The 26,891-nt window shown below is 68.4% G+C and carries 24 protein-coding genes; 3 read left to right on the plus strand and 21 right to left on the minus strand.

Annotation, left to right across the window (positions count from 1 at the left end):
• Nucleotides 1-35 precede the first annotated feature (35 nt).
• The 12 genes from cobA to AC3WLE_RS08705 all read right to left on the minus strand — a co-directional run bounded on the left by cobA (nucleotide 36) and on the right by AC3WLE_RS08705 (nucleotide 11,962).
• Nucleotides 36-809, minus strand: coding sequence for a uroporphyrinogen-III C-methyltransferase (cobA, locus tag AC3WLE_RS08650; protein ID WP_492356720.1), 774 nt, complete (start codon nucleotides 807-809; stop codon nucleotides 36-38).
• Between the two features lie 37 nt (nucleotides 810-846).
• A complete protein-coding gene (locus AC3WLE_RS08655; protein ID WP_492356719.1) occupies nucleotides 847-2,346 on the minus strand; it encodes a cytochrome D1 domain-containing protein in 1,500 nt (499 codons plus the stop codon).
• Nucleotides 2,343-3,506: a heme d1 biosynthesis radical SAM protein NirJ gene (nirJ, locus tag AC3WLE_RS08660; protein WP_492352217.1), complete on the minus strand. Its 1,164-nt coding sequence runs from the start codon at nucleotides 3,504-3,506 to the stop codon at nucleotides 2,343-2,345. Before nirJ ends, AC3WLE_RS08655 begins: the two co-directional genes overlap by 4 nt.
• 12 nt (nucleotides 3,507-3,518) lie before the next feature.
• Nucleotides 3,519-4,019, minus strand: coding sequence for a siroheme decarboxylase subunit beta (gene ahbB / locus AC3WLE_RS08665; RefSeq protein ID WP_492318382.1), 501 nt, complete (start codon nucleotides 4,017-4,019; stop codon nucleotides 3,519-3,521).
• Nucleotides 4,019-4,483 carry an Lrp/AsnC family transcriptional regulator gene (locus AC3WLE_RS08670; RefSeq protein ID WP_492318383.1) on the minus strand — a complete coding sequence of 155 codons (465 nt, stop codon included), beginning with the start codon at nucleotides 4,481-4,483 and terminating at the stop codon, nucleotides 4,019-4,021. Before AC3WLE_RS08670 ends, ahbB (AC3WLE_RS08665) begins: the two co-directional genes overlap by 1 nt.
• A complete protein-coding gene (gene ahbB, locus AC3WLE_RS08675; protein WP_492352216.1) occupies nucleotides 4,480-5,478 on the minus strand; it encodes a siroheme decarboxylase subunit beta in 999 nt (332 codons plus the stop codon). Before ahbB (AC3WLE_RS08675) ends, AC3WLE_RS08670 begins: the two co-directional genes overlap by 4 nt.
• A gap of 9 nt (nucleotides 5,479-5,487) precedes the next feature.
• Entirely contained in the window at nucleotides 5,488-6,723 is a 1,236-nt protein-coding gene (locus AC3WLE_RS08680; RefSeq protein ID WP_492352215.1) for a cytochrome D1 domain-containing protein, read from the minus strand.
• On the minus strand, nucleotides 6,663-7,025 hold the full coding sequence (locus AC3WLE_RS08685) for a c-type cytochrome (protein ID WP_492318386.1): 363 nt from the start codon (nucleotides 7,023-7,025) through the stop codon (nucleotides 6,663-6,665). The genes AC3WLE_RS08680 and AC3WLE_RS08685 overlap by 61 nt, the downstream gene beginning before the upstream one ends.
• Nucleotides 7,026-7,037: 12 nt before the next feature.
• Nucleotides 7,038-8,702 carry a cytochrome D1 domain-containing protein gene (locus tag AC3WLE_RS08690; RefSeq protein ID WP_492318387.1) on the minus strand — a complete coding sequence of 555 codons (1,665 nt, stop codon included), beginning with the start codon at nucleotides 8,700-8,702 and terminating at the stop codon, nucleotides 7,038-7,040.
• Between the two features lie 221 nt (nucleotides 8,703-8,923).
• Nucleotides 8,924-9,568: a 3-isopropylmalate dehydratase small subunit gene (leuD, locus tag AC3WLE_RS08695; protein WP_492318388.1), complete on the minus strand. Its 645-nt coding sequence runs from the start codon at nucleotides 9,566-9,568 to the stop codon at nucleotides 8,924-8,926.
• Nucleotides 9,561-10,979: a 3-isopropylmalate dehydratase large subunit gene (gene leuC / locus AC3WLE_RS08700; RefSeq protein WP_492356718.1), complete on the minus strand. Its 1,419-nt coding sequence runs from the start codon at nucleotides 10,977-10,979 to the stop codon at nucleotides 9,561-9,563. Before leuC ends, leuD begins: the two co-directional genes overlap by 8 nt.
• A 20-nt stretch (nucleotides 10,980-10,999) precedes the next feature.
• Complete coding sequence (locus AC3WLE_RS08705) at nucleotides 11,000-11,962, minus strand: tripartite tricarboxylate transporter substrate binding protein (protein WP_492352212.1); 963 nt, start codon at nucleotides 11,960-11,962, stop codon at nucleotides 11,000-11,002.
• 102 nt (nucleotides 11,963-12,064) lie between these two features.
• Here AC3WLE_RS08705 and AC3WLE_RS08710 point away from each other — a divergent pair, with 102 nt between their 5' ends.
• On the plus strand, nucleotides 12,065-12,991 hold the full coding sequence (locus AC3WLE_RS08710; RefSeq protein WP_492352211.1) for a LysR family transcriptional regulator: 927 nt from the start codon (nucleotides 12,065-12,067) through the stop codon (nucleotides 12,989-12,991).
• A 117-nt stretch (nucleotides 12,992-13,108) separates the two neighbouring features.
• Nucleotides 13,109-13,681, plus strand: coding sequence for a DUF2889 domain-containing protein (locus AC3WLE_RS08715; RefSeq protein WP_492356717.1), 573 nt, complete (start codon nucleotides 13,109-13,111; stop codon nucleotides 13,679-13,681).
• Here the strand turns inward: AC3WLE_RS08715 and mobB are convergent.
• From mobB to AC3WLE_RS08760, 9 genes are all read right to left on the minus strand, one after another.
• Nucleotides 13,647-14,204: a molybdopterin-guanine dinucleotide biosynthesis protein B gene (gene mobB / locus AC3WLE_RS08720; RefSeq protein ID WP_492356716.1), complete on the minus strand. Its 558-nt coding sequence runs from the start codon at nucleotides 14,202-14,204 to the stop codon at nucleotides 13,647-13,649. The genes AC3WLE_RS08715 and mobB overlap by 35 nt on opposite strands.
• Nucleotides 14,205-14,208: 4 nt before the next feature.
• Nucleotides 14,209-14,916 (minus strand): carbonic anhydrase, encoded by a 708-nt coding sequence (locus AC3WLE_RS08725; protein WP_492356715.1) that lies wholly within the window; start codon nucleotides 14,914-14,916, stop codon nucleotides 14,209-14,211.
• Nucleotides 14,917-14,931: 15 nt separating this feature from the next.
• The gene (locus AC3WLE_RS08730) at nucleotides 14,932-15,684 is read right to left on the minus strand and encodes a peptidylprolyl isomerase (RefSeq protein ID WP_492318395.1); all 753 of its coding nucleotides are present in this window, start codon (nucleotides 15,682-15,684) and stop codon (nucleotides 14,932-14,934) included.
• 28 nt (nucleotides 15,685-15,712) lie between these two features.
• Nucleotides 15,713-16,396 carry a respiratory nitrate reductase subunit gamma gene (gene narI, locus AC3WLE_RS08735; RefSeq protein ID WP_492318396.1) on the minus strand — a complete coding sequence of 228 codons (684 nt, stop codon included), beginning with the start codon at nucleotides 16,394-16,396 and terminating at the stop codon, nucleotides 15,713-15,715.
• A 121-nt stretch (nucleotides 16,397-16,517) separates the two neighbouring features.
• Nucleotides 16,518-17,183, minus strand: coding sequence for a nitrate reductase molybdenum cofactor assembly chaperone (narJ, locus tag AC3WLE_RS08740; RefSeq protein ID WP_492318397.1), 666 nt, complete (start codon nucleotides 17,181-17,183; stop codon nucleotides 16,518-16,520).
• 29 nt (nucleotides 17,184-17,212) lie between these two features.
• A complete protein-coding gene (narH, locus tag AC3WLE_RS08745; protein ID WP_010810870.1) occupies nucleotides 17,213-18,763 on the minus strand; it encodes a nitrate reductase subunit beta in 1,551 nt (516 codons plus the stop codon).
• Nucleotides 18,760-22,500 (minus strand): nitrate reductase subunit alpha, encoded by a 3,741-nt coding sequence (locus tag AC3WLE_RS08750; RefSeq protein WP_492356714.1) that lies wholly within the window; start codon nucleotides 22,498-22,500, stop codon nucleotides 18,760-18,762. Before AC3WLE_RS08750 ends, narH begins: the two co-directional genes overlap by 4 nt.
• Nucleotides 22,501-22,697: 197 nt before the next feature.
• A complete protein-coding gene (locus AC3WLE_RS08755; RefSeq protein ID WP_492318399.1) occupies nucleotides 22,698-24,083 on the minus strand; it encodes a NarK family nitrate/nitrite MFS transporter in 1,386 nt (461 codons plus the stop codon).
• A gap of 41 nt (nucleotides 24,084-24,124) precedes the next feature.
• Entirely contained in the window at nucleotides 24,125-25,405 is a 1,281-nt protein-coding gene (locus AC3WLE_RS08760) for an MFS transporter (protein WP_492356713.1), read from the minus strand.
• Nucleotides 25,406-25,664: 259 nt separating this feature from the next.
• Between AC3WLE_RS08760 and AC3WLE_RS08765 the strand changes: the two genes are divergently transcribed.
• A complete protein-coding gene (locus tag AC3WLE_RS08765; RefSeq protein WP_492356712.1) occupies nucleotides 25,665-26,891 on the plus strand; it encodes an NnrS family protein in 1,227 nt (408 codons plus the stop codon).

A 26,891-nucleotide genomic window follows, 5' to 3' on the forward strand; every position in this document is an offset into this window, starting at 1 on the left:
CCCCAGAACTCGGTAGAACTTGCCGGAAGCCGACGCTACGCGGCCAGCGAGCCGGCGTCCGACACCACCGCTTGCACCGCTTGCAGCGTGTCTCCAACCACCTCACCCACCAGTACCACGGCCGGGCTGGCCAGCCCCTCCGCGAGCGCTTCGGCGAGCGTGCCGAGCGAGCCGGCCCAGCTGCGTGCCTGCTCGCTGCCGGCATGCATCACCACCGCCGCCGGCATGTCGCTGCGCATCCCCGCCGCCAGCAAGCCGTCGCGGATCGCCGCGAGCCGGCTCATGCCCATATAGATCACCAGCGTGGTGCCGCCACGCACCAGCGCCTGCCAGTCGGGCGAGCCGTGCGCGCTGGTATGGCCGGTTACGAAGGTCACGCCGTGGCAGTGCGCGCGGTGCGTCAGCGCAATCCCCAGTGCCTGCGCGGCGGCCATGCCGCTGCTGATGCCATTGACGATCTCGACGGCCACGCCGTGGCCGCGCAGGAAGGCGGCCTCTTCGCCGCCGCGCCCGAACAGCAGCGGATCGCCGCCCTTGACGCGCGCCACGCTGCGCCCGTCCAGCGCATGCTGCAGCGTCAGCTGCTGGATGCGTTCCTGGCTGACCGAGCAGCGCCCGCCGCGCTTGCCGACCCACTCAACATGGGTGCCGGGACTGGCATAGCAGGACATCTCCGGCGCGACCAGGTCATCGACCAGCCAGACCTCGGCCGCGGCCAGCGCGCGCATGGCGCGTACCGTGACCAGGTCCGGGCTGCCGGGGCCGACGCCGACCAGCCAGACCTTGCCGGGTTTCAGGGGGGGGTTCATCTCGGGCTCCTGCAATGGGGGGCATCACCACGCCGGCTCAGTGGCTGGTGCCGGCCGAGCGCGTGGTCTTGTTGAAGACGTTGTACTTGCCGATGGGCTTGTCCATCGGCAGGCGCCTGACCTCCTGCAAGGTGGCCGCGTCGTAGACCACGATGGCGCCGTCGCGCTCCATCAGGCTGACCAGCGCGTAGCGCCCGTCGCGCGTGAATTCGACGTGGGCAGCGGTGCGCCCCGGGCTCGGCGTGACGCTGCCGACCACCCGCAGGCCTTGCTTGTCGATCACCTGCAGCGTGTCGCGCTTCGGGCTCATCATGGCGTCGGCCCAGGCGTAGGGGGTGTTTTCATGGCTGCGCAGGAAGAAGCCCGGACCGTTGGTCGGTATGGTGGAGACCGTGTGCCAGTCCTGCATGTCGATCACCGTGATGCGGCCTTGCCCGAGGTCGGGCGAGGCCATCACTTCACGGCCATCGCGCTGCCAGGTGATGCCGCTGCCCAGGTGCGGCATGCCGCCAAGCGCAAGCGCCGCGACCTTGCGGCCCTGCAGCAGGTCGATCACCTGGCCGCCACCCTTGCGCGAAGCGCCCAGGATATGGCGATAGGACTGATCGAAGAAGAAGTCGTCGAGCACGTCGTCCAGCACCACCACGCGCGGGGCCAGCGCCGGCAGCGGCGCACCGGCCGCATCGGCATACGGAATCTCCCAGACCTCGGCGATATCCTTCAGCGCGGCAATAAAGCTGTGGCGCGGCGCGGCGTCGTAGACGGCGGAGACGCGCGAGGCCTCGCCATTGCGCCCCTTCACCTCGATCACCCGCGCCAGCGACAGGTCGTCGGCATTGAGCAGCACCAGCGTGCGCGGCAGCGTATTGCCGGCCAGCACCCAGCGGCCATCATCGCTGACGGCGACGTTGCGCGTGTTCACGCCGACCCGGATCTCCGCCACATAGGCCAGGTTCCACAGGTCGTACTTGCTGACCCAGCCATCGCGGCTGGCCAGGTAGACATAGCGGCCGTCGCGGCTGAACTTGGGGCCGCCGTGCAGCGCAAAACGGGTGGCAAAGCGATGGACCGGTGCCAGCCGGTCCCCGTCGAGCACGGTCATATGATGGCTGCCGGCCTCCACTACCACGAACAGGTTGTGCGGATCGGCGCTGAACACCGGCCGCGCCGGCAGGCTGCCGGGGGCGTGGTGGACGATATGGCTGGCGCGGATGGCCTCCGCGCTCCATTGCGGCGTGGCTGCGGGTGCCGTGCGCAGCCAGCGCGCCAGGGCCTGCAAGTCAGGCTCGGCCAGCGTGGCGGCGAATTCCGGCATCTGCGTGGCGGCGCGCCCATCATGCAGCACCTGGTCAAGTTCGCCGGCGCGCCAGCGCTCCAGGCTTTCCGGCAGCAGCGCGGGGCCCATGGCGCCGAGGCGGTCGGCGCCATGGCAGGCGGCGCAGTGCTGGCTGTAGAGCGCCGCGGGGTCGGCGGCCATGGCGGCCTGCGCGGCGCCGGCAAGGGCCAGGGTGACCAGCCATCGGAGCACAGTCTTCATGCCGCGACCTCCGTGCCCGGCGCATGCGCGATCTCGGCATCGCTCAGGTAGCAGCCCGGGTCTTCCGCCCAGGCGTTGCCTGTCAGCGCAAAGGCGCGCACCCGGGTATTGCCGTTGCAGATGGCGCGATATGCGCAGCCTGAGCAACGCCCCTGCAGCGGACGCGGCTTGCTGGCCAGGCCCGCCATCAGCGGATCGGCGCGGCTGGCCCAGATCTCGCCGAACGGCCGCTCGCGCACATTGCCCACGGTCACCTGCCACCACATCGTGTCGGGATGGACATTGCCGAGGTTGTCGATATTGGCCACGCCGACCCCGGTGGCGTTGCCGCCCCAGTGTTCCAGCCGCTGGCGCATATCCGCCAGGCGGTGCGGCAAGTGCCTGGCGATCCAGTACAGCAGGTACACGCCATCCGCATCGTTGTTGCCGGTGACGAAGTCGCCCGCATGGCCCTGCTGCGTGCGCTGCCAGACGTGGTCGAACAGCCAGTCGAGCGCGGCGCGGGTGCGCGCATGGTGCGCGTCTTCGGCGCGATGGCTGCGTGCACGGCCAGCATAGTTGAAGTGCGACAGGTAGAACTTGTCGATGCCCTCGCGCTCGGTCAGCGCCACCAGGTCGGGCAGTTGTGCCGCGTTGGCTTCGGTCAGCGTCATGCGCACGCCCACGCGCAGACCGGCCGCGCGCGCAATGCGCAGGCCCGTCAGCGCCTGCGCAAAGGCGCCGTCGCTGCGGCGGAAGCGGTCGTGCGTGGCGGGCAGGCCGTCCACGCTGACGCCGACGTAGTCGAAGCCCGCCGCCGCTAGCCGCGCGGCATGCGCTGCATCAAGCAGCGTGCCGTTGGACGACAGCGACAGGTGGAAGCCGAGCGCGCGCGCCCGTGCGGCAATCTCGTAGAGGTCCGGCCGCAGCAGCGGTTCGCCCCCGGACAGGATCAGCGCGGGTACGCGCGCATCGCGCAACTGATCGAGCACGCGCAGCGCCTCGGCGGTGTCCAGCTCGCCCTTGAAGTCCGTGTCGGCGGAGGTGGCATAGCAGTGCCGGCAGTTGAGGTTGCAGCGGCGGATCAGGTTCCAGATCACCACCGGGCCGGCGGGCTTGCGCGGCGGCGGCACCGGGCCGGCATCGCGCAGGGCTTCCATGAAGCGGGACAGGCGGAACATGGGCGGGGTTTCCTATTGGTCTGGGCCGGGCGGCGGCAGGCGCAGCCCGGTTTTCTTGAGGATGCGGGTGGACCACAGCACGTCGTGCGCGCGGCAGGCGTCGCCAAGCAGTGCCGCGATCACGGCAACCTGCGGCGCGGCGTCTTCGCGGGAGCGCGCATGGACCATCGCGAACAGGTTGTAGGGCCAATGCGGCAAGTGGCGCGGACGGCAATAGCAATGGCTGACGAAGGGCAGGGCGCCGATGCGCTGGCCCAGCGTGTCGATGCACGCATCGTCCACGTCCCACACGGTCATGCCGTTGGCGCGCCAGCCCAGCCGGTAGTGGTTGGGAACGGCGCCGATACGGCGCAGCACGCCGCGCGCCTGCATCGCGGCGAGCCGCGCAATCACTTCCTGCTCGGTCAGGCCGAGTGCGCCGGCCACTGCCGCGTAGGGCGCCGGCACCAGCGGCAGTCCTGCTTGCGTGGCGCGGATCAGCGCCAGGTCGACGGGATCGACAGGCTCGGGCATCAGGCGGGCAGGTAGAGGTTGACGAAGAACTCGCGTTCCTTGGGGAACGGCAGGATCTCGACGCCGGCCGCCGCCGCAATGCGCGCGAGTACCGGCGCGACATCTCCCCGCCTCGCCACCGCCAGCACGAACCACAGGTTCAGGTGATGGGTGCGCGCGTAGTGGTGGGCGACCTCGGGGTGCGCGTTGATGGCGGCGATCACGGCGTCCATCCGTGCGGCGGGCGCATGGCAGGCGCACAGCACGAAGCTTCCGCCTGCGCGCTCGATCTGGTAGAGCGGGCCGAAGCGCGTCAGCACGCCCGCGGCAAGCAGTGCGCGCAGCCGCTCCAGCAGTTCGGTCTCGGTGATGCCGAGGGCCGACGCGGCTTCGGCATACGGATGCGGCACCAGCGGCAGCCCGCGCTGCAGCGCGTTGATGATGCGGCGGTCGAGCGGGTCGAGTGCGGCGATTGCACCGGTCATGCCGACACCTGCATGGCATAGCGTGTGCCGCGCTGCTTGTAGCAGCGCGTGCCGACCAGCACGGTCCCGGGCGCATGTTCCAGCCCGGCGGTGGCATGGATGCGCGCCAGCGCGGGCTGCAAGTCCTGCGCATTGCGCGCATGGACCATCGCAAACAGGTTGTAGGGCCAGTCGGGCAGCCGGCGCGCGCGGCGGTAGCACAGGGTCACGCGCGCCTGCCGGGCCAGCCGCATGCCGATGGCGTCCACGTGTGCGTCGGGCACATCCCACACGCACATGGCGTTGTGGCCGAAGCCGAAGCGCCCATGCTGCAGCACCACGCCCAGGCGCCGGATCACGCCCTGCGCGGACCAGCGCGTCAGCCGCTCCAGGACCTGAGGCATCGCCATCCGCGCTTGCGCTGCCAGTGCGTGGAACGGGCGCGGCGTCAGCGGCAGGCCGGCTTCCAGTGCGGCCACCAGGCGCCAGTCGTCATCGTCCAGGGCGACAGGCGCGGCGGGAGCGGCGGGAGCGGCCGCGCTGGCAGCGCGGCGGGCGCGTGCGCTGCCCGGGCGCGCGAGCGGGAAGCCGAGGTCGATGTGATACTCGCGGGCCATCGGCAGGTCCAGCGGCGCCAGGCCGGTCATGTCCCCGATCGACGCCAGCGTGACATCGAGCATGCGACGCTCGCGCGCACCCGCGACGAACCACAGGTTGTACGGGTGGCCGCTGCGCGCATAGTTGTGGCTGACCGCCGCGCAGGCGCTGACGCGCGCCGCCACGCGGTCCAGCTGGGCCGGCGGCACGGACAGCGCCGCCAGCGTGCTGACGCCGATCACGTTGGGCGCGAACACGGCGCCGACGCGGCTGATGCGCCCGCTGCCCAGGTCGCGCGCCAGCAGGCTCAGCAGCGTGTGCTCGCACAGGCCGAGCTTGCCGGCCAGCGCCTGGTAGGGCCGCGGCTGCAGCGGGAAATCGCGCTGCAGGGTGTCGTAGACGCTCAGTTCATCGTACATGGTGCCCCTTTACATGCCGAACCGTTGCGCGCGCACGGTGAAGAAGATGCCGCTGGGGTTGTCGGCGGGCAGCGTGGCAATTCGCGCCAGGCTGGCGGTGTCGTAGACCTCGACACGGTCGTCGTCGCGGCAGGACAGCCACAGCGCCTCGCCCTTGGGCGTGAACTCCATGTGCAGCACGCCGCGGCAGGGATGCAGCGTGCGCACCACCTGGCGCGTGGCGGTGTCGATCACCTGCACCGTGTCGTTGTGGGGGAAGGCGAAGTTGACCCAGACCTGGCGCCCGTCGGGTCGTGCCATCACAAAGACCGGCTGGCCGGCCAGGGCCACGCGCGCGGCCTGCTGCCAGCCGTTGGCGGGATCGGCCACCAGCACCTCATGACGGCCGATCGCCGGCAGCCAGGCCATGCCCTGGGCCATGGCCCAGCCGCGCAGGTGCGGCATCTTGTAGACCGGCAGCGGCGCGCTGCCGCGGCCGTAGCCGGAGAGCACGCGGCGCGACTGCAGTGGCGCCTGCCACAGGTCGACCAGCGCCAGGCCGTCCTCACCGAACAGCCCGGCCAGGTACCAGCGGCCGTCGGGCGTGGCCAGTCCGTCGTACGGCTCGCGGCCGGCGGGCAGGCGTGTCACCTGCGGCTGGCGCGGATCGCTGGCGTCGATGATCCAGACCTCGCCGGATTCGAACAGGCTGGCGGCAAAGCGGCGGCCGGGCAGGTCGGCCAGGCCCACCACCTTGGAGCGGCGGCCGTCATTGCCGATGGCCGGCAGCTCCGCCAGCGGCTCAAGCGTCTGGGCGTCGAACAGGCGGATGCCGCCGGGCGCGTAGTTCTGCGCGGCCACCACGCGGCCATCCTGCGAGATCGCGCCGCCGATGCTGTTGCCCGCCTGCAGCACGCGGTGGGTGATGCGGGCGCCGAGCAGGTCCACGCGCGTCAGGCCGCCGTCGCGGCCGAAGACATAGGCGTAGCGTGCATCGCGCGAGAACACCACGCTGGCGTGGGACAAATCGCCCAGTCCTTCCACGGTTGCCAGCCGGGTCATGCCGGTGGTCTCGACGATCTGCAGCCGTCCGGCGGCGCGCTCCACCACCACGCCCAGGTCGCCGGTGCCGCGCACGGCGCTGGCACAACCGGCCACCAGCGCGGCGGCAACGGTGGCGCACAAGGCCGCGGCCAGGCCGCGGATCAGTTGCCTTGCGGCGAGGCGGCCGGTGGCTTGCCGGCCTGCAGTCGATCGATCAGCCATTGGGCTTCATCCTGCGTCATGAAGGGTTGCCAGGGCGGCATCGCGGTGCCGGGGCGGCCGTACAGCACGGTGGCCACCAGGCCCTCGGGCGGCTTGCCGGACAGTGCCTCGCGCGTCAGCGGCGGGCCCAGCCCGCCGCGCAGCGTCATGCCGTGGCAGGCGCCGCAGTCATCGCGCAGCCAGTGCGCAAGCTGCGCCTGCCGGGCAGGATTGGGCTGGGCCGCCGCGCCGGGCGCTGCACCCAGCAGGGCTGTTGCCAGCCCTGCCAGTGCAGCGCGCCGCCAGGCGATGTGATTACGCATGGTGGCGCCGGCTCAGTACACGTCGTGCTGCGTGTTGTAGGCGTTGAACTTGCCGGTCGGGGTGATCAGGCGCTTGTCCTTGATCACGGTCTTGAGCGTGCGGGTCTTGTCGTCGACCACCACCAGCGCGGACTCGCCGTCCTTGGTGCCCCAGACCGAGAACCAGACCTCGTCGCCGGCCTTGTTGTACTCGGCCTGCACCACGCGCCTGGCGCCCGCGCCCTTGAGGTCGGCCCAGTCGGCGATCGGCAGCACCTTGTAGCCGGCTTCCAGGTTGCGCGTGTCGAACACCGCCACCGACTGGTTGAGCTTGGCGTCAGGGTTCAGCGGCGTGTCGACCCACAGGTTGGACGACTTCGGGTGGGTCTTGATGAAGAGCGAGCCCCCGCCCTGGCCCTTGATGGTCTGCACCACCTTCCACGCCTGCGCGGGGTGTCCGGCCGGATCGGTGCCGATCAGGCTGATGGTCTCGTCGCCAAGGTGGCTGGTGGTCCAGACCGGGCCGAACTTCGGATGCGTGAAGTTGGCGCCGCGCCCCGGATGCGGGGTCTTGCCCACGTCGATCAGCGCGGCCAGCTTGTTCTCCTTGGTGTCGACCACGGCGATCTTGTCGGACGCATTGGCGGCCACCAGGAAGTAGCGGCCGGTGGCGTCGAAGCCGCCGTCATGCAGGAACTTGGCTGAATCAATCGTGGTGGTCTTCAGGTTGGACAGGTCCGAGTAGTCGACCATCAGGATCTTGCCGGTCTCCTTGGCATTGATCACGAACTCCGGATGGAAATGGCTGGCGACGATGGCCGCCACGCGCGGCTCGGGGTGGTATTCGTTGTCCACGGTCATGCCGCGCGTGGAGACCACCTTGAGCGGCTTGAGCGTGTCGCCTTCCATGATCACGTACTGCGGCGGCCAGTAGGAGCCAGCCACGGCATACTTGTCTTCATAGCCCTTGTACTTGGAGGTCTCGACCGAGCGTGCCTCCATGCCGATCTTCACTTCGGCGACGATATCGGGCTTGGGCAGCCACAGATCGATCAGGTCCAGCCGCGCGTCGCGGCCGATCACGTACAGGTAGCGCCCGGACGCCGACATGCGCGAGATATGCACCGCGTAGCCGGTCTTGACGATATTGATGATCTGCTTGCTGTCGCCGTCGATCAGCGCCACTTCGCCGGCGTCGCGCAGCGTGACCGAGAAGAGATTGTCCAGGTTGTACTGGTTCATCTTCCTGGTCGGGCGCTGGGCCACCGGCAGGATGTCCTTGCGGCTTTTTTCGATATCGGCCAGCGAGTACTCGGGCGGGGTCGGCGGGTCGAGCTGGATATAGCGCGCCATCAGGTCGACTTCCTTGTCGGAGAGGTCGCCCGAGGTGCCCCAGTTGGGCATGCCGGCGGGGCTGCCGTACTTGATGAAGGTCTTCAGGTACTCGGTGCCGCGTGCGCGGGTGATGTCAGGCGTCAGCGCCTTGCCGGTCGCGCCCTTGCGCAGCACGCCGTGGCAGCCGGCGCAGCGCTCGAAGTAGATCTGCCGGGCGTGGTCGAACTCAGCGGCAGTTAGGGTGGGGATGGCGGCCTTCTGTTCCGCTTTCGGTTCTGCCTTGGTGGCTGCATGTGGCAGCCCGAGCCAGAGTGAGAGCGGCAGTGCCGCGATTGCCGGGTACAGCCAGTTTTTTGCTTTCATGGGTGCCGTGGATCAGCGGTGAGGAAAGCGGTTTCGCGGTGCCCATGCCTGCGTGGCGGGCACCTGTCGTCATGTGGAAATCATGCGGACACACTGACGACATGGAATTGACTGGCATCAAACGACGGCGGTGGTGCGGGAACGAAGTGTGGGGTGGTTGATGCTTGTGGTTGCTATGGTGCAAGCGCACCGTGAAGGCGATGCGCTTGCAAGGGCATGCTTCAGGTCGCGCCCAGGCGGTCGCGCGTGCGCCTGGCCACGTTCGTTGTCCACGGGAACGCGCTCTGGTACTGCTGGATGAACTGCTCGATCTCGCCGCGCTGCCGCAGCGACAGGCCGATCATGTCCAGCCCTTCGATAAACATGCGGCGGTGCCGTGCCGACAGCTCGAAGGCGTAGTTGCCGGAGGGGGTGCGCACGCGCATCGCCCCGACATCGATGCTGATGGTGTTGCCCGCGTCCGCGTCCACGTCGTTCATCAACTGCTCGATCACCTCGCGCGGCAGCATCACCAGCAGCAGCCGGTTGTTCATCGCGTTCGAATAGAAGATCTCGCCGAAGCTCGGCGCAATCACGGCGCGGATGCCGAATTGCTGCAGGCCCCAGACGGCGTGCTCGCGGCTGGAGCCGCAGCCGAAGTTGGCGCCGCTTACCAGGATGCTGGTGCCGGCGTACTCGGGCCGGTTCAGCACGAAGCCAGGGCGCGGCGCGCCGCTGGCATCGAAGCGGTGGTCGTAGAGGATGCCTTCGGCCAGCCCGGCCTTGTCGATCCCGCGCAGGAACTGCTTGGGGATGATCTGGTCGGTATCGAGGTTCTCGAAGCGGATGGCGGCGCCTTTGCCGGCGATGCAGGTGGGTTCAGGCATGGGTGATCTCCAGCTTGCGGACGTCGGTGATGACGCCGGTGACGGCGGCCGCGGCGGCCATGGCCGGGCTCATCAGGTGGGTGATGGCACCGCGTCCCTGCCGGCCCTCGAAATTGCGGTTGGTGGTGGAAGCGCAGCGCACGCCGTCGGCGAGCACGTCGTCGTTCATGGCCAGGCACATCGAGCAGCCCGGTTGCCGCCATTCAAAGCCGGCGGCGGTGAGGACTTCGGCCAGGCCCTCGCGCTCGGCCTGGGCCTTGACCGCGCCCGATCCGGGCACCACCATGGCCCGGACCCCGGCGGCCACCTTGCGGCCGCGCACCACGCTGGCCACCGCGCGCAGGTCCTCGATACGGCCGTTGGTGCAGGAGCCGATGAAGACGTGCTGGATCGGCGTGCCTGCCAGCGCGGCGCCCGGCTGCAGGTGCGTGTACGCCAGCGCGCGCTCGACCGAGCGCTGCTCGGCCTCATCGAGCTGGTCTTCCGGGAACGGGATCTGGCCGGACACCGGCAGCACCTGGTCCGGGCTGGTGCCCCAGGTCACGTAGGGCTCGATCTCGCTTGCGTCGAACACGAAGTCCATGTCGAACACGGCGTCAGCATCGCTTTGGAGAGTCGCCCAGTAGCCGAGCGCGGCGTCGCGCTGCGGGCCTTCGATATCGACGGCGCGGCGCAGCACATAGTCGGTGGCGACCGCGTCCGGCGCGATCAGCGCGCCGCGCGCCGCGGCCTCCACGGTCATGTTGCACAGCGTGAAGCGTGCCTCGACGCTCAGGTCGCGGATCGCCGATCCGCAGTACTCCACCACATAGCCGCGCGCACCCTGCGCGCCGATCGCGCCGATGATCCTGAGGATCAGGTCCTTGGCGGTGGTGCCGGCGGGCAGCTTGCCGTCCACGCGGATGCGCATGGTCCTGGCCATCCGGTAGACCAGCGTCTGGGTGGCCAGCACATGCTCGACCTCGGAGGTGCCGATGCCGAAGCCCAGCGCGCCGAGCGCGCCATAGGTGGTGGTATGGCTGTCGCCGCAGATCACCACCATGCCCGGCCGGATCATGCCGTGCTCGGGCGCGATCACATGCTCGATGCCCTGCAGCGTGTCGTTGGTGTCGAACAGCGGGATCGCGTGCCGCTCGCAATTGGCACGCAGGTTGGTGGCCTGCAGCGCCGAGGCCGGGTCCGCGATCACGCGGATTGCGCTGGGGTGCGTCGGGATGATATGGCTGACCACCGAGACGTTCTGGCCGGGCACCAGCACGCCGCGGTCCTGTTCACGCAGCCCGGCGAAAGCCTGCGGGCTGGTGTACTCGTTCATCAGGTGCAGGTCGCAGTACAACAGCACATTGTCGTCGTCGATCCTGGCCACGGTATGGGAGTCGACCAGCTTCTGGTATAGCGTCTTGGGGGTCATGGCAACTGCCTTGTCTGTCGTTATTCCGCGGTGATGCCGCGCTGCCTGATCAGGTTGGCCCACACGGGCATCTCCTTTTCCAGGCGCTGGCGGGCGGCCTCGGGCGTGGTCGGGGTGGGCTCGAAGCCTTCCTTGAGCATGCGCTCACGGGTTGCCTGGGCGGCCAGCGCGGTGTTCAGCGTCGCGTTCAGCTTGTCGATCACGGGCCTGGGCGTGCCGGCCGGGGCAAACACCATGAACCAGGTCTCGAAGGCATAGCCGGGCAGGCCCGCCTCGGCCGCGGTCGGCACATTGGGCAACTGCGGCGCGCGCTTGCTGCCGGTGACGGCGAGCGCCTTGAGCTTGCCGCCCTGCACATGCTGCTGCGCGGCCGAGATCACCGGGAAGCTCATGTCGACCTGGCCCGCGATGGTGTCGACCAGGGCAGGGCCGCCGCCGCGGTACGGCACGTGGACGATGGAGACGTTGGCCACCGACTTGAACAGCTCGGCCGACATATGGAAGGTGCTGCCGTTGCCCGCGGACCCGTAGGTCAGCTTGCCCGGCGTGGCCCTGGCAGCGGCGATCAGTTCCTGCAGGTTCCTGGCGGGCACGTTGTTGTTGACCACCAGCACATGCTGCGAACTGGCGACCATGCCGATCGGGGCCAGGTCCTTCAGCGTGTCATACGGCATGCGCGGGAACAGACCCGGGTTGATGGCCAGGGACACCGTCTGCAGGCCGATGGTGTAGCCGTCGGCGGCGGCCTTGGCCACGGCATCGACGCCGATATTGCCGCCGGCGCCGGCACGGTTCTCGACCACGATGGTGCCGCCCAGGCTCTTCGACCAGGCATCCGAGACCAGGCGGGCGGCGATGTCTGCGCTGCCGCCCGGGGCGTACGGCACGATCAGGCGTACCGGGCGCTGGGGATAGGACTGGGCCGCGGCCGTGCCGATCGACGCGGCACACAGCAGCAAGGCCGTGAGGTGGGCAACTTTCATGGGTGTCTCCTGGTTTAGGAATCGTTATGGAAACCATCGTATCATTCACCCAGGGGCACATAATTCAAACTCAGTTACTTCTTTGTTTCCTGATATTCACTAATGGATAACCTCTCGGACGTCGCGTTCTTTGCGTGCATCAACAAGCACGGCAGCCTGGCCGGCGCGGCGCAGGAGCTTGGCGTGACGCCGCCCGCGGTCAGCAAGCGGCTGGCGGGGCTGGAGGCACGGCTGCGCGTCCGGTTGCTGCACCGGACCACGCGCCGCATCAGCCTGACGCCGGAAGGGGAAAGCTATCTGGTGGAGGGCGCGCGGATCCTTGCGGAGATGGAGGCACTGGAGCGATCGATCGCGGGTACCGGCAGCACCCCGCACGGCTTGCTGAAGATCGGCGCAACGCTCGGCTTCGGACGGCGGCATATCGCGCCGGCGCTGTCGGGGTTCTCGCGCCGCTTTCCGAACATCGAAGTCCAGCTCTACCTGACCGACCGGCCCCTGAACCTGGTCGAGCAGGGCCTGGACGCCATGATCCACTTTGGCGAGATGCCGGACGTGAGGCTGACGGCGCGCCTGCTGGCCAACAACCGCCGCCTGCTCTGTGCCGCGCCGTCCTACCTGAAAGCGCGGGGCGAGCCGTCAAGCCCGCGCGAGCTGGCGCGGCACAACTGCATCTTCATCCGCGAAGCCGACGAGACCTTCGGCACCTGGCACCTGCGCCATGGCGCGCAGCAGGAGACCGTCAAGGTCCGCGGCACCATGAGCACCAATGACGGCGAGTCGGCGCTGGCCTGGGCGCTCGATGGCCAGGGCCTGATCGTGCGCTCCGAGTGGGATGTTGCGGAGCCCCTGCGCAGCGGCGCCCTGCGCCGGGTGCTGCCGCAATGGCAGTTCGCGCCCGCGGATATCCACCTGGTGTTCCCGGCGCGCAACCATCGTCCGGACAAGGTGCGGGCGCTGGTGGATTTCCTGCTGGAGCACTTTGCCAGCCACCGTGCCTCCGGCGCGGGCAGCCCGGACAGCAGCTGGTAGCCATCTGGCGGCGATCCTGCGCGGCACTGGAGCCGCGCCACCCGATACTGGGGGGCGATTCCGGCGCCGCTAGCGTCCATCATGACCGGCAATACCAGAAGCCCGACGGAAACACGCATGGAAACAGCCCCCACGCCCCAACCCGGACGCACGCTGCGTCACACCCGCCAGATCCAATGCCGCGGCTATCTGCGCGACGATGGCCTCTATGACATCGAGGCCGATATGGATGATATTTCCGCCGACGCCACCGAACTGCCCTTTGTCAGCGTGCCCGACGGGGGCTTCATTCACCAGATGCGCCTGTGCATGACGATCGACGCGGACCTGGTGATCCGGCGCTTCGAGGCCCGCACCGAGACCGGCCCGACGCCATACTGCGCGGAGATCAACGCCGCCTATCGGCAGCTCGAGGGCCTGCGCATCGGCGGCGGCTTCCGGCAGCAGGCCAGGGCGCGCCTGGGGGGCGCCAAGGGCTGTACCCACCTGACCGAGCTGCTGGGGCCGCTGGCCACCACCGCGATGCAGACCATCATGTCGGTCCAGCGCGAACAGTCGCCGTGGCATGCCAAGCTGGCGGGAGACGAGCCCGTACCCCGGCCCTGGATACTGGACACCTGCCACGCCTACCGCAACGACGGTGAGGCCGTGAACGTCATATGGCCGTTGCACCGTCGCGCGAGCGACTGAACGCGGCGGCCGCGCTCGCCGCCCCCGCCTCGTCCTTCATGGCGAGGATGAAGCCCCCCACCTGTGCAATGTCGTCAAGGGCCATGCAAGGCAGTACCGTGTCCATGCGCGCATCGCTGGCCAGCGCGACGATCGAAGGGTCGCCCGGGTAGTAGGGCGCGCGCCCGTGCGCCGGCCGGTAGACCTCGATGCGCGGAATCGCCTCGCGCCGGAAGCCTTCCACCAGCGTGATATCGGCCGGCCGCAGGCGCGCCACCTGCTCGGCCAGCGTCGGCTCGGCCTCGTCGGCCAGTTCGCGCACGATGGCGAAGCGATAGGGCGATGCCACCATCACCTCGGCCGCGCCGGCGGCGCGAAAGCGCGCGCTGTCCTTGCCCGGCGGCTCCAGTTCCAGCGGATGATGGCTGTGCTTGATCACGTTGACGGTCAGGCCCTGCGCGCGGAACCACGGCAGTAGTGCCGTGATCAGCGTGGTCTTGCCGCTGCCGGAGGTGCCGGTAATGCCAAGGATGAAGGGATGCATGGGGTCAGGGTTCGCAGGGTTCGCGGAGTTCAGTTTGGGCGGGCAGCGGGCACACCAGCGGCAGGAAGCTGTCGGCACGCTGCGAATAGGCCAGCAGCGCGCCGGCCTGCAAGTCGAAGTACCAGCCGTGCAGCGTCAGCGTGCCGGCCTCCAGTGCGCGCCGCACGAACGGGAAAGTCTGCAGGTTGCGCAGCGACACCAGGATCGCCGCCTGTTCGCAGGTGCGCTGGCGCTCGGCGGCGCTGGCCGCGGCCAGGGTTTCCTCCAGCTGCCTGCGCGCTGGTGCCGCGATGCGCACCCAGGCGCCGATGTAGTCGGGGTCTTCGCTTTCGTCGGGCGGATGGTCGCCGGCGTCGGCCGGCTGCGCCAGCAAGGCACGGATGCCGCCGCAGCCGCCGTGGCCCATCACGATGATGCGCGCCACGCGCAGCTGCTGCACGGCAAACTGGATCGCCGCGGATACGCCGTGCAGGCTGCCTTCATGGCGGCCGGTGCAGGGCGGCACCAGGTTGCCGATATTGCGCACGGTAAAGAGCTCGCCCGGATCGCAGCCCAGCAGCAGGCCAGGATCGACGCGTGAATCGCTGCAGCCGATCAGCAGCGTGGGCGGCCGCTGGCCCGTGCGCAGCGTGTCGAACAGCCCGGGCTCGTCGTCGAAATAGCGTTGCTGGAAGCGTTCGAAACCTTTGAGCAGTTGTTCGATGTGATGCATGGCGGCGTCCGGGCGCTACTGCACCAGCGGGCTGTCGGCGCCCTCCAGCTCGATGCCTTCGATGCGCGCGCGCCCGATCAGCAGGCTGGCATACTGCTTCCAGGCACGGTCGCGCGCGGCGCTGGCCAGGGCGCGGGCAATGTCGCCGCGCACCGCATCGAAGGGCAGGCGCGTGCCGGGGCAGCGTTCCAGGATGCGCAGGATATGCAGGCCATAACGGGTCTCAAGCAAATGCGGCAGCACGCCGTCCTGCTGTCCGGCGAACAGCGCGCGCTCGAATTCCGGCGCGGTCTCGCCGCGGAACACGCGGCCAAGGCGGCCGCCGTTGGCGCCGCTCGGGCAGTTGGACAGCGCGCGGGCGTGCTCGGGAAAGGTGGAAGGATCGCCGCGCACCAGTGCCAGCGTCTGCGCGGCAATCTCGCGCAGCGCGTCCAGCGGCACGCGCGGCGTGACCTGGAACAGGATATGGTCGGCCTCGACCCATTCGCCGTCGCGAAAGCGCTCGGGGCGGCTGTCGTAGTGGCGGCGGCAGCTGGCTTCGTCGGGCTCGGGGATGCCGGCCTCGCGTTCCAGCAGGGCCAGCGCCAGGGCGTCGTCGTCCAGTCCTTCGGCGGCAAGGCCGATGCGGTCGGCTTCGGTGCGCACCAGTTGGCGCAGGATGGCCGAGATGGTGGCCAGCCGCGCCGGGTTGGCGGCATCGTGATGGTGGTCCAGCTCGCGTTCGATATCGGCGTCGCGGAGTTCCACGCCGTTGACGGTGACAGGCATGCTGTTTCTCCTTGTCGGGTGGCGGCGCTCAGCGGCTGCGCACCAGTTGCCAGGCGCGGCCGAGATAGCCGACCGAGGCGAAGCCGCTCCACACATGCACCAGCCGCGTGAACGGGAAGATCGCGAACAGCGTGATGCCCATGAACAGGTGCGCCTTGAACAGCAGCGGCGCATCGGCGATATAGCTGGCGGCATCGCCGCGCAGCGTGACGATGTGCTGTGCCCAGGTCATCAGCTGCACCATCATGTGGCCGTCCATGTGGCTGGCGGATTCGAAGATGGTGGACAGGCCCAGCAGCAGCGTCACCAGCAGCCACAGCAGCAGCACCTTGTCGCCGGTGCGGGTCACGGCCGACACGCGGGCGTTGGTTAGGCGGCGGTGCAGCAGGATCAGCAGGCCGGCCAGGCACATGGTGCCCATCACGCCGCCGGCGGCCATTGCCACGGCCTGCTTGAAGCCGTGCGAGACACCCAGCGCATCCCACACCGCCACCGGCGTCAGCAGGCCGACCAGGTGGCCGAAGAACAGGCCGAGGATGCCGACGTGGAACAGGATGTTACCGGTGCGCAGGTTGCCGCGGTACAGCACCTGCGAGCTGTCGGTCTTCCAGGTGTATTGCTCGCGCTCGAAGCGGGCCAGGCTGCCGAACAGGAAGATGGCGGCAGCGATGTACGGGTAGATGCCGTAGAGGAATTGGTGGAGGGTTGCCATGGTGTGTTAGCTCGCTAGGATCGATCGTGTGTTTGGCTTGCCTGTGTCTTCGCTGTTGCCGACTGTGTTCCCTCTTCCCCTCAGGGGGGAGGGGAGCAAACAGTCGGCTCGCGTAAGCATTTCAGCAAGGCAATGGCACCGGCGCCGTGCCACGCGGATAGAACTTCACCGCCTGCGGCCCGCCTTGCGGCGCCAGCAACGGCTCCACGCCATCAGCCCCCGGCCCGAAGGTCTCCAGCGCTTCATCCATATCCCGCACCGGCGGCTCCTGCTGCGGTTGCGGCTGCACGTCGGTCAGCGTGCGCAGCACCGCGAACACGCCGGCGTACGGGCTTTCGTTGCGCGCCAGGCGCTCGCCGATCGCGGCCAGCACGTGGATCGCGTCGCCCAGCAATTGCTCGGCGCGCGCTTCCTTGCCGTCGGCCACCAGCGCGCCGAGGAACTCCAGGAACAGCGGCACGTAGTCGGGCAGCTCGGACGCGGCGGGTTCAAAGCCTTCGCGCCGGTACTCGTCGATCAGGTCGACCATGGCCTGGCCGCGGTCGCGGCTTTCGCCGTGCACGTGCTCGAACAGGTGCAGCGAGTGCGCCGGGTTGCGGTCGAAGGTGGCGACGTAGTTCTCCTGCAGCGCGATCAGCGACTCGCTGCGCAGCAGGCCGGTCACGGGGGCCAGCAGCTCGCGCGCCTGCGGCCATTCGGCCAGCGCGGCGTCGATCTCGGGCAGGGCGTCGAGCAGTTCCTGCTCGGGATAGCCGAGCAGGGCGCTGAGGATGGGATAGAGGGGCATGTTGTTCTCCGTGCGGTTCGTGGCAGGCATCAGCTCATCACTGCCTTCTTGCGCGACTTGGGCATGTCGGCGAAGTGGACGCTGCCCTGTGGCTTCTTGCCGAACAGCGAGCCGTCCGAGGCGCCGCCCGAGCAGCCGTTGCCGAAGGTGAAGCCGCAGCTGGCCTTGTCGTTGAAGCTGTCCTCGACCATCTCCTTGTGCGAGGACGGGATCACGAAGCGGTCCTCGTAGTTGGCGATGGCCATGGTCTGGTACATGTCCTCGACCTGCGCGGGCGTCAGGCCCACCTGCTCCAGCACGCCCAGGTCCTGCACGCCGTCCACCACCTGCGAGCGCTTGTACGCGCGCATCGCCAGCATGCGGTCCAGTGCGGACAGTACCGGCATCACGTCGCCCGCGGTCAGCAGGTTGGCCAGGTACTTGACCGGGATGCGCAGGCTCTTGACGTCCGGGATCACGCCGTTCATGCCCATGTGGCCAGCCTCGGCCGCGGATTGGATCGGCGACAGCGGCGGGACATACCAGACCATCGGCAGGGTGCGGTACTCCGGGTGCAACGGGAAGGCGATCTTCCACTCGCACGCCATCTTGTAGACCGGCGACTTGCGCGCGGCATCGAGCCAGGTTTGCGGGATGCCCTGGCGCAGCGCCTCGGCCTGCACCGCCGGGTCGTGCGGATCGAGGAAGACGTCGAGCTGCGACTGGTACAGGTCGCGCTCATCGGCCACCGATGCCGCCTGCTCGATGCGGTCGGCGTCGTACAGCATCACGCCGAGGTAGCGGATGCGGCCGACGCAGGTCTCGGAGCAGACCGTGGGCTGGCCGGCCTCGATGCGCGGATAGCAGAACAGGCATTTCTCGGCCTTGCCGCTCTGCCAGTTGAAGTAGATCTTCTTGTACGGGCAGCCCGAGATGCACATGCGCCAGCCGCGGCACTTGTCCTGGTCGACCAGCACGATGCCGTCGTCCTCGCGCTTGTAGATCGAGCCCGACGGGCACGAGGCCACGCAGGCCGGGTTCAGGCAATGCTCGCACAGGCGCGGCAGGTACATCATGAAGGTGTTCTCGAAGGTCGAGTACATCTCCTTCTGCACGTCGTCGAAGAGCTTGTCACGGCCGCGCGAGCTGAATTCGCCGCCGAGGTCGTCTTCCCAGTTCGGGCCCCACTCGATCTTTTCCATCTTGCGGCCCGTCAGCACCGAGACCGGACGCGCGGTGGGCGGGGTCTGCACCAGCGGCGCCTTCTGCAGGTGCTCGTAGTCGTAGGTGAAGGGCTCGTAGTACTCGTCGATCTGCGGCAGGTTGGGGTTGGCGAACAGGTTCGCCAGGATCTTCAGCTTGCCGCCCTGGCGCGGCTCCAGCGTGCCGTCGGCGTTGCGCTTCCAGCCGCCCTGCCACTTGTCCTGGTTCTCCCATTCCTTGGGGTAGCCGATGCCGGGCTTGGTCTCGACGTTGTTGAACCAGGCGTACTCGACGCCGTCGCGGCTGGTCCAGACGTTCTTGCAGGTCACGGAGCAGGTATGGCAGCCGATGCACTTGTCGAGGTTCAGCACCATGGCCACCTGGGCACGGATCTTCATTGCGAGGCTCCTTCCTTCTCAGTCTTTTCCACGAGCGGCCCTTCCAGCCAGTCGACCTTCTTCATCTTGCGCAGGATCACGAACTCGTCGCGGTTGCTGCCCACGGTGCCGTAGTAGTTGAAGCCGTAGGCCAGCTGCGCGTAGCCGCCGATCATGTGGGTGGGCTTGGTCACGGCGCGCGTGACCGAGTTATGGATGCCGCCGCGCATGCCGCTGGTCTCGGCGCCGGGCACGTTCACGATCTTTTCCTGGGCGTGGTACATCAGGCACATGCCCTTGGGCACGCGCTGCGACACCACCACGCGCGCCGTCAGCGTGCCGTTGACGTTGAAGACCTCGACCCAGTCGTTGTCGCGGATGCCGTTGGCCTTGGCCTCGGTCTCCGAGATCCACACGTGCGGGCCGCCGCGCGACAGCGTCAGCATGCGCAGGTTGTCCGAGTAGGTGGAGTGGATGCCCCACTTCTGGTGCGGCGTGATCCAGTTCAGCACCAGCTCCGGGTTGCCGTTGGGCTTCTTGCCCAGCATCGGCGCCACGGTCTTGGTGTCGATGGCCGGCTTGTACACGCACGCGCCTTCGCCGAAGTCCAGCATCCAGCGGTGGTCCTGCCAGAACTGCTGGCGGCCGGTCAGCGTGCGCCAGGGGATCAGCTCATGCACGTTGGTGTAGCCGGCGTTGTAGCTGACCTCTTCCGATTCCAGGCCCGACCAGGTCGGCGCGGAAATGATCTTGCGCGGCTGCGCCTGCACGTCGCGGAAGCGGATCTTGTCGTGCTCGCGGCCTTCGGCCAGGTGGGTGTGGTCGCGGCCGGTGATCTTCGACAGCGCTTCCCACGCCTTGACGGCGACATGGCCGTTGGTCTCGGGCGCGAAGGTCAGGATCATCTCGGCGGCATCGATCGCGCTTTCCAGCCGCGGGCGGCCCTGGCTGACGCCGGGCTCCTTGACGGTGTGGCTGAGGTGGCCGATCTCCTTCACTTCATGCTGGGTGTTCCAGTTGATGCCCTTGCCGCCATTGCCGAGCTTGTCCAGCAGCGGCCCGATCGAGGTGAATTTCTTGTAGATGTCGGCGTAGTTGCGTTCGACCACGGTCATCGACGGCGCGGTCTTGCCGGGGATCAGGTCGCACTCGCCGGCCTTCCAGTCCTTCGGCTCGAACGGCTGGCCCAGTTCGCCCGGGGTGTCGTGCAGCAGCGGCGTGCACACCAGGTCCTTGCGCGTGCCGAGGTAGGGCCCGGCGATCTCGCTGAACTTCTTCGCGATGGCCTTGTAGATCTCCCAGTCGGTCTTGCTTTCCCACAGCGGCTGCACGGCTTCGGACAGCGGGTGGATGAACGGGTGCATGTCGGACGTGTTGAGGTCGTCCTTCTCGTACCAGGTGGCGGTGGGCAGCACGATGTCGCCGTACAGGCAGGTGGTGCTCATGCGGAAATCCAGCACGGTCAGCAGGTCCAGCTTGCCTTCGGCGGCCGGGCGCACGTTGACTTCGCTCGGCTTGATGGCGTCGTTCTCGTCGCCGAACACGGCGTTCTGCGTGCCCAGCAGGTACTTCAGGAAGTACTCATGCCCCTTGCCCGAGCTGCCCAGGATGTTGGAGCGCCACACGAACATATTGCGCGGGAAGTTGGCCGGGTTGTCGGGATCGTCGCAGGCGAACTGCAGCTCGCCGGACTTCAGTTGCTCGACCGTGTAGGCGACCGGGTCCTGCCCGGCGCGCTCGGCCGCATCGACCACGTCGAGCGGATTGGTGCCGAGCTGCGGTGCCGACGGCAGCCATCCCATGCGTTCGGAGCGCGCGTTCAGGTCCAGCAGCGACAGGCCGTCATAGCGCTTGCGGTCGGTGGTCGGCGACAGGATCTCGTCGACGCCCAGCTTCTCGTGGCGCCACTGGCTGGTGTGGTTGTAGAAGAACGAAGTGCCGTTCATCTGGCGCGGCGGGCGCGACCAGTCCAGGCCGAAGGCGAGCGGTGCCCAGCCGAACTGCGGGCGCAGCTTTTCCTGGCCGACGTAGTGGGCCCAGCCGCCGCCGCTCTTGCCGATGCAGCCGCACATCATCAGCAGGTTGATGATGCCGCGGTAGATCATGTCGTTGTGGTACCAGTGGTTGAGCGCGGCACCGACGATGACCATGCTCTTGCCCTGCGTGCGGTCGGCGTTGTCGGCGAATTCGCGCGCAACCTGCGTCACCAGGCGGGCCGGGACTGAGGTGTGCTTTTCCTGCCAGGCGGGGGTGTAGGGCACGTCATCGTCGTACGAGGCGGCGACGTTCGGGCCGCCGAGTCCCTGATCCACGCCGTAGTTGGCCATCTGCAGGTCATACACGGTCGCCACCAGCGCAGTGCTGCCATCGGCCAGCGTCAGCCGGCGTGCCGGCACGCGGCGGCGCAGCAGTTCATCGTGTTCGCCGCCGAAGTAGGGGAAGCCCACTTCCACCACCTCGTCTTCATTGCCGAGCAGCGACAGGCGCGGCTCGACCGGGCGGCCGCTGCCGCCGTCCTTCATCTCCAGGTTCCAGCGGCCGACCTTCTCGCCGCCGTTGTGGGCGCCTTCGCCCCAGCGGAAGCCGATCGAGCCGTTGGGCGCGACGATCTCGCCGGTGGCGTCGTCGACCAGCAGGGTCTTCCACTCGGGATGGTTGGCTTCGCCGAGGTTGTCGGCCAGGTGCGACGCGCGCAGGAAGTGGTCGGGCACCAGCGTGCCCTGGTTGTCACGCAGCAGCACCAGCATCGGCATGTCGGTGTACTGCTTCACGTAGTCGCGGAAGTAGGCGGACTTGCCGCTGGCGTGGAATTCCTTCAGCACCACGTGGCCCATGGCCATCGCCAGCGCGGCGTCGGTGCCTTGCTTCGGCGCCAGCCAGATGTCGCCGAACTTGACCATCTCGCCGAAGTCAGATGACACCGCGACGGTCTTGGTGCCCTTGTAGCGGACCTCGGTGTAGAAGTGCGCGTCGGGCGTGCGGGTCTGCGGCACGTTCGAGCCCCACACCATCAGGTAGGTGGAGTTGTACCAGTCGGCCGATTCCGGCACGTCGGTCTGTTCCCCCCACACTTGCGGGCTGGCCGGCGGCAGGTCGCAGTACCAGTCGTAGAACGACAGGCAGGCGCCGCCGAGCAGGCTCAGGTAGCGTGCGCCGGCGGCATACGACACCATCGACATGGCCGGGATCGGCGAGAAGCCGATCACGCGGTCCGGACCGAACTTCTTCACGGTAAAGGCATTGGCCGCGGCAATGATCTCGGTGGCGGTGTTCCAGTCGGCGCGCACGAAGCCGCCCTGCCCGCGCACGCTCTTGTAGCGCGCGGCCTTCTTCGGATCCTGGCTGATCGATTCCCACGCGGCGATCGGATCCATGGTCTTGCGGGCCTCGCGCCACATCTCCATCAGGCGGCCGCGGATCATCGGGTACTTGACGCGTTGCGCGGAGTAGACGTACCAGCTGTACGAGGCGCCGCGCGGGCAGCCGCGCGGCTCATGGTTGGGCAGGTCCGGGCGCGTGCGCGGATAGTCGGTCTGCTGGGTCTCCCACGTGATCAGGCCGTTCTTCACGTAGACCTTCCACGAGCAGGAGCCGGTGCAGTTCACGCCGTGGGTCGAGCGCACGATCTTGTCGTGCTGCCAGCGGCTGCGATAGCCGTCTTCCCACTTGCGGTCTTCGTTCACCACCGCGCCGTGGCCGTCCGCATAGGTGGACTTGACGCGCGACATGAACTTCAGTCGATCCAGGAAATGACTCATTGCTTTGTTCTCCGCGAGTGCTTTGCTGCGGGCGCTCCGGTGGTTTCAGGAGCTTTGCAGGGACACTCTCAGCTTATGGGGGAGGCGGGCGGCAGCCAATTCGCTGGTGGAACAGCCGCCGCATGGCGATCGGGCTAGGCGCCGGGCGCGGGACTAGTTCGGAAGAACTAGCCCGGCCGGCGGTACTGGTGACAGGGTCAGCAGGGCATGGGCGCGTTGCGGCGCGCGTAGTGCCACCACGTCACCAGCACGCAGCTGAGGTAGAAGGCGATAAAGCAATACAGCGCGGCGTCGGCGGCGCCGGTCAGCTCCAGCGAGGTGCCGAAGCTCTTGGGGATAAAGAAGCCGCCGTAGGCGCCGATCGCACCGGAGAAGCCCAGCACCGCGGCGGATTCCTTGCCGGCGTCCTGCAATGCCTGCTTCTGTGCCGCGTCGCCCTTGCCCGCGGCAGCGCGCTGGCGCTCGGTCAGGAAGATCACCGGAATCATGCGGAAGGTCGAGCCGTTGCCGATGCCGGTCAGCGCGAACAAGGCGATGAAGGCGGCCAGGAAGAATGTGAAGTTGCCGCCGGCGCCGTCATGCGGCAGCGCCGCCAGCACCGCGAACACCGCGGCGATCATGCCGACGAAGGTCCACAGCGTGACCCGCGCGCCGCCCAGCTTGTCGGAGATCCAGCCACCCACGGGACGCGTCAGCGCGCCTACCAGCGGCCCCAGGAAGGCATAAGCGGTGGGATTGACGCCGGGGAACTGCGACTTGGTCAGCAGCGCCAGCCCCGCAGAGAAGCCGATGAACGAACCGAAGGTGCCCACGTACAGCCAGCACATCAGCCAGTTGTGCTTGCGCTTGAAGATCACCGCCTGCTCGGCAAACGATGCCTTGGCATCCGCGATGTCATGCATGCCGAACCACGCCGCCAGTGCCGACACGATGATGAACGGCACCCAGACAAAGCCCGCGTTCTGCAGCCACAGGTCATGCGTGGCGCCGTTGGCCGTGTACTGCTGCGGCTCGCCGCCGAGCGCGCCGAACACGGCGATCGACACCACCAGCGGCGTGACGAACTGCACCACCGACACGCCGAGGTTGCCGATGCCCGCGTTCAGCCCGGTGGCCAGCCCCTTCTTCGCCTTCGGGAAGAAGAAGCTGATATTGGCCATCGACGAGCTGAAGTTGGCGCCGCCCAGCCCGCACAGCAGCGCCAGCACCAGCAGCGTCGGATAGCCGGTGGACGGGTCGCGCAGCGCGAAGCCCATGCCCAGCGCGGGGATCAGCAGCAGTGCGGTGGAGATCGCGGTGAAGCGCCGCCCGCCGAATACCGGCACCAGGAATGAATAAAAAATGCGCAGCGTGGCGCCGGACAGCGCCGGCAGCGCGGTCAGCCAGAACAGCTGGTTCTTGGTGAACTGGAAGCCGGCGCGGTCGAGGTTGACCGCGACCACGCTCCACAGCATCCAGACCACGAAGGCCAGCATCAGCGCCGGGATCGAGATCCACAGGTTGCGGTAGGCGATGCGCTCGCCCTGGCTTTGCCAGAAGACCTTATTCTCGGGCTCCCAGCGGGTCAGTACGGAAGAGGACATGACAGTGTGCCTTGGTTGTTGTGCGTAACAGGGGCCGTCGCTCAGGCGGCCTGCGTGAGGCCGACGGCCTGTGCCTTGCGTTGGCGTTCGGCGCGCTGGTTGTAGTGCATCCACACCAGGCTCACGCACACGGTGCCGTACATCAGCATGAAGCAGCTGCTGCGCACGCCGGTCAGGTCGGCCAGCATGCCGAACAGCACCGGCAGCACGAAGCCGCCCAGCCCGCCAGCCAGGCCGACCACACCGGAAACCGCACCGATGTTGTGCGTGAAGTCGTTGGAGATGAACTTGAACACCGAGGCCTTGCCGATGGCAAAGGCGATGCCGACCACGAACAGCAGGAAGGTGAAGACCGTGGGCGTCAGCGCGATGCGAAACCCCTGCGGGCCGCTGGTGGTCTGGACGATGAAGTCGGTCTGCGGGTAGCTCAGCAGGAAGAAGCCGACCCAGCTCACCCACATCACCCACCAGGTGGTGCGGTGGGCGCCGTAGCGGTCGGAGATCCAGCCGCCGATGGCGCGCAGCACGCCGCCGGGCAGCGAGAAGCACGCGGCCAGGAAGGCGGCGGTCTTGATGTCGAAGCCGTATTCGCCGATGTAGTACTTGGTCATCCACAGCGACAGGCCGACATAGCCGCCGAACACCACCGAGTAGTACTGCGAGTAGCGCCACACGCGCGGGTCGCGCATCACGGCGAGCTGCTCGCGCCAGCCGACGCTGGACTTGATCAGGTGCGCCGGGTTGCTGCGCGAGAACACCCAGAACAGCAGCGCGGTGACCAGCATCGCCACCGAATACACGCGCGGCACCACGGTCCAGGTGCCGGCGGCCAGGATCATCGCCGGCGCGACGAACTTGGTCAGCGCCGCGCCCGAGTTGCCGGCGCCGAAGATGCCCATCGCCAGGCCCTGGCGCGAGCGCGGGAACCAGCGCGCCACATACGGCGTGCCGACCGAGAACGAGCCGCCCGCGAGGCCGACGAACAAGCCCAGCACCAGCAGCTGCCACAGCGTGTGCGCATACGAGATCAGCCAGATCGGGATCACGGTGGCCAGCATCAGCACGAAGAAGACGATGCGCCCGCCGTAGCGGTCGGTCCAGATGCCCAGCGGCACGCGGATCAGCGAGCCGCTGAGGACGGGCGTGGCGGCCAGCAGGCCGAATTCGGTGTCGCTCAGGCCAAGCTCCTGCTTGAGCGGGATGCCGAGGACCGCGAACAGCATCCAGACGGCAAAGCAGATGGTGAAGGCGAAAGTGCTGGACGCCAGCGTGATTGCGGCGCCGGGCGCAATGGGCTCCGGCGCGCGTGGGTGGGTGGCCATGGCCATGCTCCTGTGTCAACTTTGGCGGGGGTGATGCCAGAGTAGGGGCCGCCACTGGTGCTGCCTATTCGCCGGCCGCACAGCGCACGCGGGCGCGCAGCCTGCCTTTGGAGGTAGTTCTACCGGCGGAGGTCGCCGGCGCGGCGGCGGTGCTATCGTGCAGTCAGCGTGAATGGCATCCGTTCGCGCACCTGCGGCAAACCGTGCGCCGGATCAAGAAACCGGCGCGCGCCGCACCACCTGATTCCCGTAGCCAGCCATGGACACCATTCCCATTCTTCCCGCGCGGCGCGCGCCACCCCCTGGCAAGGCGCCCGCCGGGCCGCCGCCGCGCGGCTTTGCCTTGTTTGCGCTGGGCTTCCGGTCGTTCTACCTGGGCGGGGCGGTGTTCGCCGCGCTGGCCATCGCGGCGTGGTCGGCGATGCTGGCGGGCGTCACCGCAGTCGGCCCGGCGCCGGTGATGGCGGCGATGTTCTGGCATGCGCACGAGATGGTGTTCGGCTTTGCCGCGGCCATCGTGGTGGGCTTCCTGTTCACCGCGGGGCGGGCCTGGACCGGCCAGCCGACGCCCACCGGCGCCGCGCTGGCCGCGCTGTTCCTGCTGTGGCTGGCCGGGCGCGTGGGCATGTGGGTGGCGCCGGGAACGGCGGCCTTGGTGATCGAGGGCGCGTTCCTGCCGCTGGCCGCGCTGGCCTTCACGCGCACGCTGGCCCGCGCCGGCAACCGCCGCAACTATCCGCTGGCCCTGGCGCTGTGGCTGCTGGGCGCGGCCGATATCGCCAGCCTGTGGCTGCAGGCGCGCGGCCATGACGCCGGTGCAATGCTGGCCTGCCGCGCGGGCGTGGCGCTGGTCACGCTGTTCGTGGTGGTGATCGGCGGGCGCGTCATCCCGATGTTCACGACCAACGCGATTCCGGGGTTCCGCCTGCGGCAATACCGGCAGGTGGAGCGCATGGTGGTGCCGGCCGCGCTGCTGGGACTGGCTGCGGGGGTGCTGCCCTTGCCGGTCTGGCTGGCGGCGGCGCTGTCATTGCTGGCCGCGGCGGTGCTGGCCGTGCGCGTGGCTGGCTGGCGCAGCCATGCGGTAGGCAACCGGCCGATCCTGTGGGTGCTGCACCTGGCCTATGCGTGGCTGCCGGTGGCGCTGCTGCTGCAGGCGCTGGGTGCGCTGGGGCTGGTGATGGCGGGGCTGGCGACACATGCCTTCACTGTCGGCGTGCTTGGCGTGGCGATCATCGCCATGATCACGCGCACCGCACTGGGTCACACCGGCCGCATGCTGGTGGCCGGCCGCGCGGAAACCGCGGCGTACTGGCTGGTGGCCGCGGCTGCGGTGTTGCGGGTGTTCGGGCCGATGGCCTGGCCGGGCGGCTACCTGCACTGGGTGTGGGGAGCCGGGGCGTGCTGGGTGGCCGGGTTCGGCCTCTATGCGCTGGCGTATGCGCCGCGGCTTGCGCGTCCGCGGGTGGACGGCAAGCCGGGCTGA

This window comes from Cupriavidus sp. FW306-1B-F12B (assembly GCF_058781795.1).